At 66.8% G+C, this 8,890-nt stretch carries 7 protein-coding genes and 2 tRNA genes (1 of these 9 cut by a window edge); 2 read left to right on the top strand and 7 right to left on the bottom strand.

All coding sequences use genetic code 11. The annotated features are described in order from the left end of the window. Positions 1-57: transfer RNA gene (locus ACTHQV_RS16165), tRNA-Arg, on the bottom strand; it reaches 120 nt to the left of the window's first position. A 158-nt stretch (positions 58-215) separates the two neighbouring features. After that, positions 216-292 (bottom strand) — tRNA-Arg (locus ACTHQV_RS16160). Positions 293-375: 83 nt separating this feature from the next. On the opposite strand from ACTHQV_RS16160, the gene ACTHQV_RS16155 reads away from it, so the two are divergent. Continuing rightward, on the top strand, positions 376-870 hold the full coding sequence (locus ACTHQV_RS16155) for a hypothetical protein (RefSeq protein WP_440491731.1): 495 nt from the start codon (positions 376-378) through the stop codon (positions 868-870). A 17-nt stretch (positions 871-887) separates the two neighbouring features. Here ACTHQV_RS16155 and ACTHQV_RS16150 read toward each other — a convergent pair whose 3' ends face one another. From ACTHQV_RS16150 to hemB, 3 genes are read right to left on the bottom strand one after another with little or no spacing between them, the layout of a single operon-like run. After that, the gene (locus ACTHQV_RS16150) at positions 888-3,083 is read right to left on the bottom strand and encodes a spermidine synthase (RefSeq protein ID WP_440491729.1); all 2,196 of its coding nucleotides are present in this window, start codon (positions 3,081-3,083) and stop codon (positions 888-890) included. Next, complete coding sequence (locus ACTHQV_RS16145) at positions 3,080-3,610, bottom strand: GNAT family N-acetyltransferase (RefSeq protein ID WP_440491727.1); 531 nt, start codon at positions 3,608-3,610, stop codon at positions 3,080-3,082. The genes ACTHQV_RS16150 and ACTHQV_RS16145 overlap by 4 nt, the downstream gene beginning before the upstream one ends. Then, the gene (gene hemB, locus ACTHQV_RS16140) at positions 3,607-4,593 is read right to left on the bottom strand and encodes a porphobilinogen synthase (protein ID WP_440491725.1); all 987 of its coding nucleotides are present in this window, start codon (positions 4,591-4,593) and stop codon (positions 3,607-3,609) included. Before hemB ends, ACTHQV_RS16145 begins: the two co-directional genes overlap by 4 nt. An 83-nt stretch (positions 4,594-4,676) precedes the next feature. Here hemB and ACTHQV_RS16135 point away from each other — a divergent pair, with 83 nt between their 5' ends. Next, positions 4,677-5,561: a diacylglycerol/lipid kinase family protein gene (locus tag ACTHQV_RS16135; RefSeq protein ID WP_440491723.1), complete on the top strand. Its 885-nt coding sequence runs from the start codon at positions 4,677-4,679 to the stop codon at positions 5,559-5,561. Between the two features lie 33 nt (positions 5,562-5,594). Here the strand turns inward: ACTHQV_RS16135 and ACTHQV_RS16130 are convergent, their stop codons facing one another. Further along, positions 5,595-8,270, bottom strand: a complete 2,676-nt coding sequence (locus tag ACTHQV_RS16130) for a valine--tRNA ligase (protein WP_440491721.1) — start codon at positions 8,268-8,270, stop codon at positions 5,595-5,597. Between the two features lie 42 nt (positions 8,271-8,312). Continuing rightward, positions 8,313-8,876: a DUF2497 domain-containing protein gene (locus ACTHQV_RS16125; protein ID WP_440491816.1), complete on the bottom strand. Its 564-nt coding sequence runs from the start codon at positions 8,874-8,876 to the stop codon at positions 8,313-8,315. Positions 8,877-8,890 lie beyond the last annotated feature (14 nt).

Below are 8,890 nucleotides of genomic sequence, written 5' to 3'. Positions count from 1 at the left end.
GAACGTCCGACCCTCAGATTCGTAGTCTGATGCTCTATCCAGCTGAGCTACGGGTGCCCGGTGGAGGCAGCCTGTTAAACGCGAGGTTTTGGGTTGGCAAGCCCCTGCGCCAAATGTTCGCATCGGCCGTCGAAGTTTGCGACCCTATCGCTGCCGCTCAGGACACAACGGACAAAGAAAACCCCGCCGAACCACTGGTCAGGCGGGGTTTTCCATGGCGCACCCGGAACGATTCGAACGTCCGACCCTCAGATTCGTAGTCTGATGCTCTATCCAGCTGAGCTACGGGTGCCCGGTGGAGGCAGCCTGTTAGACGTGGCATTTTGGTCTGGCAAGCCTGTTGTACGATTTTTTTTGGACGCATAACGGGGGCCGATGAAAGCCGCTCTGCTCCCGCCCATCCTGTTCGCCGCCCTGCTGTCGGCCTGTGCCGCAACGCGTGGGGACTATCCGTCGCTGCTGCCGCGCCCGATCGAGCAGATCAGCCTTACCGAGCCGATGCGGCCGGTACCGGTCGCGACACCCGACGCCGCACTGGACGGAAAGATCGCCGCCGCGACCGGCGCGGCTGCTGCCGCGACCCGATCGTTCGAGGCGGCGGTCGCCCGCGCACGCCCACTGGTGCGCGCCGCCGCCGGCAAGGCCGAGGGCAGCGAAACGTGGCTGAACGCACAGGTGGCGCTGGCCGAGCTCGACGTTGCGCGCACCGCGATCGACACGCCGCTCGCCGATCTCGAACGCCTCGCGATCGACCGCGCCGCCGGCGGTGCCCCGCCCTACCCCGCGCTCGACGCCGCGCTGGCGAGGGCGACCGAAGCCGCCAACGCGCAACGCACGACCATCGCGACGCTGGGGACGAGTTTGCGGTAAGGGTGCTTCGAACGCCTTTATTGCAACGCGCGCAGCACCGGGAGGATCGATGCATAATCGTCGGTCCATGGCGCGGTATCGGTGACCGGCAGCGGCTCCCAATACCCACCGCTCGCCAGCAATTCGCCGAGCACCTCGGGATCGCGGGTCAGCGCGATCCATACCGATCCGCTGTCCCCGGCCGCGCCACCGACCGGCTGATAGGCCAGTTGCGCCGCCATCCATCCCGATGCCGTTCGCGCCACGACCGGCGCGAGGTCGAGATAGCGGTTTGAGACATGCACCAGCAACAGCCCGCGCCGCCCCAGCACCCGGCCATAGGTATCGAACGCCTCGCGCGTCATCAGGTGCATCGGCACCGCATCCGATGAAAAGGCATCGAGCGCCAGTAGGTCGAGGCTCCCCGCCGCCGCCTGGGCGATGCTCAGCCGCGCATCGCCCAGAACGATCTGCGCATCGGGCGCACAGCGGCGCAGGAAGGTGAAGGCGCCCGAATCGCGCGCGATCCGCACTACGACCGGATCGATTTCGTAGAAGCGCCATTGCTGGCCCGGTTGCGCGTAACAAGCGAGCGTCCCGGTACCGAGCCCGACGATCCCGATCCGCGCATTGCGACCGTACAGCGCGGGCGCCGCCCGCAGCGCCTCCCCCACCCCCGAATTGGGGACATAATAGGTGGTCGCGGTCCGCTCGCGCTCGGGACTGCCGGTCAGTTGGATGCCGTGCAGCGTGGTGCCGTGCTGCAACTCGTTCACCCCCTGCCCGCGGGTGATGGTGTAGACGCCGAAATAGCTTCGCGTCCGCGCGCCGGGTTCCAGCGATAACTGGATCGCGCGATAGCCGCCAAACAGGAACAGCGCGCCGGCCAGCGCAAAGACATAGGGCACGCGCGATCCGATCGCGACGGCTCCGACGATGGTGATGGCGAGGAACGCGATCGGCTCTGGCGCCGCACCAAGCACGTCGTCTGGATTGGCAAGGCCCAGCACGATCAGCGCGCTGATGGCGACCAGCGCGGCGATGGTCAGCCGCACGCCGCCCAGGCGCCACAGCCGCTCGGTCGCCGGCAACAGGAACGGCAGCGGCGCGAGTATTCCGGCCGCCAGGATCAGCAATGGATATTCATAGGTCCAGTCGAACAGCACCGGCGCGACCAGCCCGGCGAACACCCCGCCCAGCGCGCCGCCGACCGACATCGCCAGGTAGAATCCGGTCAGCCGCGCGGGCGCCGGCCGCAGCGCATACATCTTCGTATGCAGCGCCACCGAAACCGCGAACAACAGCATCAGCGCCGCCAGCGCGCTGAGCAACGGCCAGTCGTGATGTCCGCCGATCATCATCCCCCCGAACACCAGGATGGTGATCGGCGCATAGCGGGTGATCGCCTCTGCCAGCCCACGCCGGTCGGCAAAGGCGACGGTGAAGCTCAATAGATACAGTCCCAGCGGCAGCACCCACAGCAGCGGTACCGCGACGATATCGGTGGTCAGGAAGGTCGACGTCGCCAGCATCAGTCCCGATGGGACCAGCGCCAGCACGATCCAGTGCAGCACCCGCCGCTTCGTCGGTGCGTCGCCGGGATCGAGGGTCACCGCCTGCTCGCGCCGATGCGGCAGCAACCAGCCGCAACCGGTGACGAGCACGGTCAGCAGCGCATAGCCAGCGCTCCATCCCCAGCTTTGCGAGCGCAGCGGCAGCAGCGGCTCCACGATCAGTGGATAGGCGATCAGCCCGGCGAAACTGCCGACGTTCGACGCCGCATAGAGTGCATAGGGGTCGCGTCCCGGACAGAGGAACGCGAACCAGCGTTGCAGCAGCGGCGCCTGTGCCGACACCGCAAAGAAGAGCGGACCGATCGACGCGGCCAGCAGCCACGGCGCCCATAGCGCCGGCTCGACCCCGGCGGGCACCTGCGTCGCATTGACCCCGATCGGCAGCCATACCGCCGCGCACAGCAGCACCAGCAAATGCACCGCCGCCTGCGCCTTGGGCATCAGCTTGCCGAGCAGATGCGCATAGGCATAGCCGCCGAGCAGCAGCGCCTGATAGACCAGCATCGCCGAATTCCACACCGCCGGCGCCCCGCCCAGTTGCGGCAGCGCCATGCGCGCGACCATCGGCTGGACGAGGAACAGCAGGAACGATCCGGTCAGGATCGTCGCCACGAAGATCCAGCGGATCGGCCAGCCCGCGGTCCTTTCGGGCGCGCTCACGCTCGCTGCTTCCAATAGGTGATGTGGCGTTTGAGTCGGCTGTCGTCGGGCACGGCCGGATGATCAAAATCTCCCGCCGCGTCGCGGACCATGCCCAGCCGCTCCATCAACCCCCAGCTGCGGGTGTTGGGCGGGCTGGTGATCGCGCCGATCCGGTCGACCGGCAGGTTGGCGAACCCCCATTCGAGGCTCGCCTGCGCCGCTTCGCGGGCGAACCCCTTGCCCCAATGCTCCTTGCCGAACCGCCACCCGATCTCGACTTCACCCTCCAGCGGCGTACCTTCCGCACCCGGCTTCAACCCGCAAAAGCCCAGCATCTGTCCGCTGGCGCGATCCTCGACGACCCAGAAGCAATAGCCATGCAGATCGGCGAACCCGTCCTGCCGCGCGATGGCGGCGTCGACCTCCTCGCGGGTCATCAGCGCGGGAAAGTAGCGCATGACCTCCGGGTCCGAACAATGCGCGTAGAAGGTCGCACGGTCCCGCTCCTGCCAGCGCCGCAGCACCAGTCGCTGCGTATCGATCATGCTCCCAGCAACCGAGCGGCATGCGCCGCATGATAGGTCAGCACCCCCGAACACCCCGCTCGCTTGAACGCCAGCAGCGTTTCGAGCACCAGCGCGTCACGGTCGGCGACTCCTGCCGCCACGCCCGCCTCGATCAACGCATATTCGCCCGACACCTGATAGGCGAAGACCGGCACCTCGAACGCCGCCTTCACCCGGGTGATGATGTCGAGATAGGGCAGCCCCGGCTTCACCATCACGCTGTCCGCGCCCTCGGCAATGTCGAGTGCCACCTCGCGCAGCGCTTCCTCGCTGTTCGCCGGGTCCATCTGATAGGTCTTCTTGTCGCCCTTCAGCAGCCCGCGCGATCCGACCGCGTCGCGGAACGGACCATAGAAGGCGCTCGCATATTTGGCAGCGTACGCCATGATCTGGACGTTGACATGGCCATCGCTCTCCAGCCCCTCGCGGATCGCTCCGACCCGGCCGTCCATCATGTCCGACGGCGCAACGATATCGCTCCCCGCCTCCGCCTGCACGATCGCCTGCTGCACCAGCGCGTCCGACGTTGCGTCGTTCAACACATAGCCGTTCGCATCGACGATGCCGTCATGACCGTGCGAGGTATAGGGGTCGAGCGCGACGTCGGTCAGTACGCCGATCTCGGGCACCGCATCCTTGATCGCCCGGATCGCGCGGCACATCAGATTGTCGGGGTTCAGCGCCTCCGCCCCGTCGTCGCTGCGCAGATGCGGCGGCGTGTTGGGGAACAGCGCCACCACCGGAATACCGAGGCCGCGTGCCTCGCGCGCACGCTCGACGATGCCGGTCAGGTTCCAGCGCGATACGCCCGGCAGCGATCCGATCGGCTCGCCCTCGCCTTCGGTCACGAACAGCGGCCAGATCAGGTCGGCGGGGGTCAGGACCGTCTCGGCATGGAGGCGGCGGCTCCAGCCGGAGGCGCGGGTGCGGCGCAGGCGCAGCGCGGGATAAGCAGCGGACATGGCGCGACTTGTGGGCCAGAGCGGCAGCACGTTCAACCCAAAGTCGCGTGGCTCGATTTTCGTTACGGAGCGTTACCGACCGCATGACGCAGATCCGCTCCGCCGCCATGATCGTCAATGCCCGGTCACGCAGCGGCCAGGACCAGTTCGCTGAGGCGTGCAGCGCGATGCAGGGCATGCCGTTCGAGGTCGACGCCCACGCCGTCGAGAACCCCGACGAGCTAGTGCCAACGCTCAAACGCGCACTCGAGCGCAAGCCCGATCTGGTGATCCTCGGCGGCGGCGACGGCACGATCAGCAGCCTGGTCGACTATCTGCTCGGCCATGACGTGATTCTCGGCGTCCTGCCCTTCGGCACCGCCAACAGCTTCTGCCGGACGCTCGGCATCCCGCTTGACATTCCAGGCGCCGTTGAGGTGCTGAAGACCGGCCGTCCGCGGCGCATCGATCTCGGCATGATCGACGGTGATTATTTCGCCAATTGCGCCGCGATCGGCCTGTCGCCGCAGATCGCGCAGACCGTGCCGCACGGCGTCAAGAAACTGTTCGGCCGCGCCGGTTACCTCGCTTGGGCGACGCTGCAATTCGCCAAGTTCCACCCCTTCCAGCTGATCGTCGGCGAAGGGACGAACGCCAAGCGCATGACCGCGACCGAGGTCCGCATCTCCAACGGCCGCTTCCACGGCGGCACCGAACTGGTCGAGGAAGCTCGGCTCGACAGCGGCGAGATCATCGTTCAGGTCGTGTGCGGCAAGGGCAAGCGCAGCCTGGTGCGCAACTGGGCGGCGGGCTTCTTCCGGCTCAATTCGCGCCGGGTCGATACGGTCACCTTCCACGGCAAAGCGTTGCGCATCGAAACCGTGCCGCCGCTACCGATCTCGATCGATGGCGAGGTCTTGGCCAAGACGCCAATCATGGCCAAGGTCGCGGCCGGCATCATCGAAGTGATGGCGCCGGTGCAGGGGTAACGCCTCTCCCGTCCCTTTCGGGAAGGAGCAACATCAGCCCAGCCGTCCGAGCGCCGCGTGCAATCGCGCCGCCTCGGCCATCTTGTCGGCATGGTCCGCCCGCGCTTTCTCGACCGCTTCCGGCTTGGCACGCTCGACGAAGCTCGCATTGCTGAGCCGTCCGCCCAGCGCGTCGCGTTCCTTCTCTGCCGCCGCGATCGCCTTGGTCAGGCGCACCCGCTCGGCGTCGAGGTCGATGACATCGCCTAGCGGCAGGACGAAGGTTGCCTCGTCCACCACGATCTGCAACGCCCCGCCCGCCGGCGCATCGCCCGTCGCGGCATCGACCCGCGCCAGCCGTGCCAGCACCGCCCCCTGCCGCGCCAGCCGCTCGACCGTTTCCGCCGACGCATCGCGGACATGCAGCGGCAGCTGCGCGCCGGGCGGTACGTTCAGCTCGGTCCGCGCCGCGCGGATTTCACTTACCAGCCGGATCAGCCAGTCGATCTCCGCGCGCGCCGCCGGATCGATCGCGCGGGCATCCGCTGTCGGCCAGCGCGCGACGATCAGGTCGTTCGACCGCTGCCCCAGCGCATGCCACAGTTCCTCGGTGATGAACGGCATGAACGGGTGCAGCATCACCAATATTTGGTCGAGCACCCAGCCCGCGACCGCGCGCGTTTCGTCACCGCCCTCGGCCCCGCCCTGCAACACCGGCTTGATGAGTTCGAGATACCAGTCGCAGAACCGGCTCCACGTGAACTGATAGACGGTGTTCGCCGCGCCATCGAAGCGCAGGTCGGCCAGCGCCAGATCCAACGCCTGCACCGTCTCGATCGTCTCGGCGATGATCCAGCGATTGACCGCCAGTTCGGCCTTGGGCGGCTCGATCGTCGCCGACGCGCCGATGCCATTGGCCTGCGCGAAGCGGGTCGCGTTCCACAGCTTCGTCGCGAAGTTGCGATAGCCTTCGACCCGCTTCTCATCCATCTTGATGTCGCGGCCCTGGCTTTCCATCGCCGCCATGAAGAAGCGCAGCGCATCGGCGCCATAGCGGTCGATCAGTCCGAGCGGATCGACGGTATTGCCCTTCGACTTCGACATCTTGGCACCATCGGCTGCGCGGACGAGGCCGTGGAGGTACAGCGTCTTGAACGGCACCTCCTTCATGAAATGGATGCCCTGCATCAACATCCGTGCGTCCCAGAAGAACAGGATGTCGAAGCCCGAGATCAGCACGTCGTTGCTGTAGCGCCCGCCGAGCGTCGGATCGTCATTCTCGGGCCAACCGAGCGTCGCGAACGGCCACAATGCCGAGGAGAACCAGGTGTCGAGAACGTCCTCGTCTTGGGCGAGCGCGACCCCCGCACCCGCCTCAGCCTGGGCCTCCTCATAGGTTTCGGCGACGAACACCCGGCCGTCCTCGGCGAACCAGGCCGGAATGCGATGGCCCCACCACAACTGGCGCGACACGCACCATGGCTGGATGTTCTCCATCCAGTTGAAATAGGTCTTTTCCCACGATTTCGGCACGATCTTGACTGCGCCCGATCGCACCGCCTCGATCGCCGGCTTGGCGAGCGTCGCGGCATCGACATACCATTGGTCGGTCAGCCACGGTTCGATCACCACCCCCGACCGGTCGCCATAGGGCGTCTGGATCGTGCGCGGTTCGGCGTCGTGCTCGCCACCGTCCTTGTCGACATGCGGTATCAGGACACCTTCGTCCTTCAGCCGCGCGACGACCGCCTTGCGCGCCTCGGCGCTCGACAGGCCCAGCAACTCCTCAGGGATCAGCCCGTCGGCCGTCTGCACGATATGCGCCTTCGCATCGAGCATGTTGAGCATGTCGCGCGCCTCGATGCCGGCGCGGCGGCCGACTTCGAAATCGTTGAAATCGTGGCCCGGCGTGATCTTGACCGCGCCCGAACCCAGTTCGGGGTCGGCATGTTCGTCAGCGACGATCGGGATCAGCCGACCGGTAATCGGCAGGCGCACTTGCTTGCCGATCAGTGCGGTGTAGCGCGCATCGTCGGGATGGACCGCGACCGCCATGTCGGCGAGCATCGTTTCCGGCCGCGTCGTCGCCACCTCGATAAAGCCCGACCCGTCGGCCAGCGGGTAGCGCAGGCGCCAGAAGTTGCCCTTTACCTCGCGCGTTTCCACCTCGAGGTCGCTGATCGCCGTGCCGAGACCGGGGTCCCAGTTGACTAACCGCTTGTCGCGATAGAGCAGGCCCTGGCGGTGCAGTTCGACGAAGACCTTGAGCACCGCCTTCGAAAAGCCGTCGTCCATGGTGAAGCGTTCGTTCGTCCAGTCCATCGAACAGCCCAGCCGCCGCAACTGGCCGGTGATCTGTCCGCCGCTCTCGGCCTTCCAATCCCAGACCTTGGCGATGAAGTCGTCACGGCTGAAATCGGTGCGCTTCTGTCCGGCGGCATTCATCTGCCGTTCGACGACCATCTGCGTCGCGATGCCGGCATGGTCGGTACCGACCACCCAGCGCGCGTCCTTGCCCTGCAAACGGGCATGGCGGACCAGAATGTCCTGCAACGTGTTGTCGAGCGCGTGGCCGATATGCAGGCTGCCCGTCACATTGGGTGGCGGGTTGACGATGGTCCATGGCGTCGCATTCGGACGCTCGGGGCGGAACAGGCCGCCCAGTTCCCAATGGGCATACCAGCGCGCTTCGATGGCGGCGGGATCGAAAGTCTTGGGCAGTTCGCTCATCGCCGCCGCATGGCGCGGATGCGGCGGCGTTGCAAGAGAGCGTTATTCGCGGCCGCTGATCCGGGCGATCTCGCGTGCGACCATCGTCTCGACGATGCCCGGCAGCTTTGCATCAAGCCATTCGCGCAGCATCGGGCGGAGCATCTCGCGCACCAGCCCTTCGAGCGAGTCGGCACCCGGCGTTTCCGGCTTCACCAGCATCCGCGACAACTGGTCCAGCGCACCGCGACTCGCCTCGGCAGCGCGGTCCGACACGATCGATGCATCGGTCTTGCCGGGTGCGGGTGCGGTGGGCATCGGTTCCGGTTCGGCTTCCATGCGCGGCTCGGGCGCACGAGGGCGCTCGACCCGCGCTGCCTCGGCACGCGGCTGCTCGACCCGCGCCGGTTCGACCCGCTGTTCCATGCGCGGCGGCGGTGGTGGCGCCGCAACGCTCTGATTCAGTTCGAGGATTTCGTCGCGGTCGTCGAGGTCACGCGCCTGCGCCGTGCGGATCGACTTGCGTCCGCGCAACGCCTGGGCCGATCCTTCGCCCTCCTCGGCGATGATCCGCTTGATCGAGGAAAGAATGTCCTCCATCGACGTTTCGTTGCTGATATCGCCCATCGCAACCCTCATCC

It is taken from the genome of Sphingomonas sp. SAFR-052 (assembly GCF_051965015.1).
Taxonomy (GTDB): domain Bacteria; phylum Pseudomonadota; class Alphaproteobacteria; order Sphingomonadales; family Sphingomonadaceae; genus Sphingomonas.
The sequence above is the reverse complement of the archived record's forward strand: the minus strand, read 5'-3'. Positions and strand labels throughout refer to the sequence as shown.

What these genes read in the sequence shown, in the direction of transcription:
- ACTHQV_RS16155 (WP_440491731.1), top strand. Translation starts at nt 376, where the DNA reads ATGAAAGCCGCTCTGCTCCCGCCCATCCTGTTCGCCGCCCTGCTGTCG.
- ACTHQV_RS16145 (WP_440491727.1), bottom strand. Translation starts at nt 3,610, where the DNA reads ATGATCGATACGCAGCGACTGGTGCTGCGGCGCTGGCAGGAGCGGGAC.
- hemB (WP_440491725.1), bottom strand. Translation starts at nt 4,593, where the DNA reads ATGTCCGCTGCTTATCCCGCGCTGCGCCTGCGCCGCACCCGCGCCTCC.
- ACTHQV_RS16135 (WP_440491723.1), top strand. Translation starts at nt 4,677, where the DNA reads ATGACGCAGATCCGCTCCGCCGCCATGATCGTCAATGCCCGGTCACGC.
- ACTHQV_RS16130 (WP_440491721.1), bottom strand. Translation starts at nt 8,270, where the DNA reads ATGAGCGAACTGCCCAAGACTTTCGATCCCGCCGCCATCGAAGCGCGC.
- ACTHQV_RS16125 (WP_440491816.1), bottom strand. Translation starts at nt 8,876, where the DNA reads ATGGGCGATATCAGCAACGAAACGTCGATGGAGGACATTCTTTCCTCG.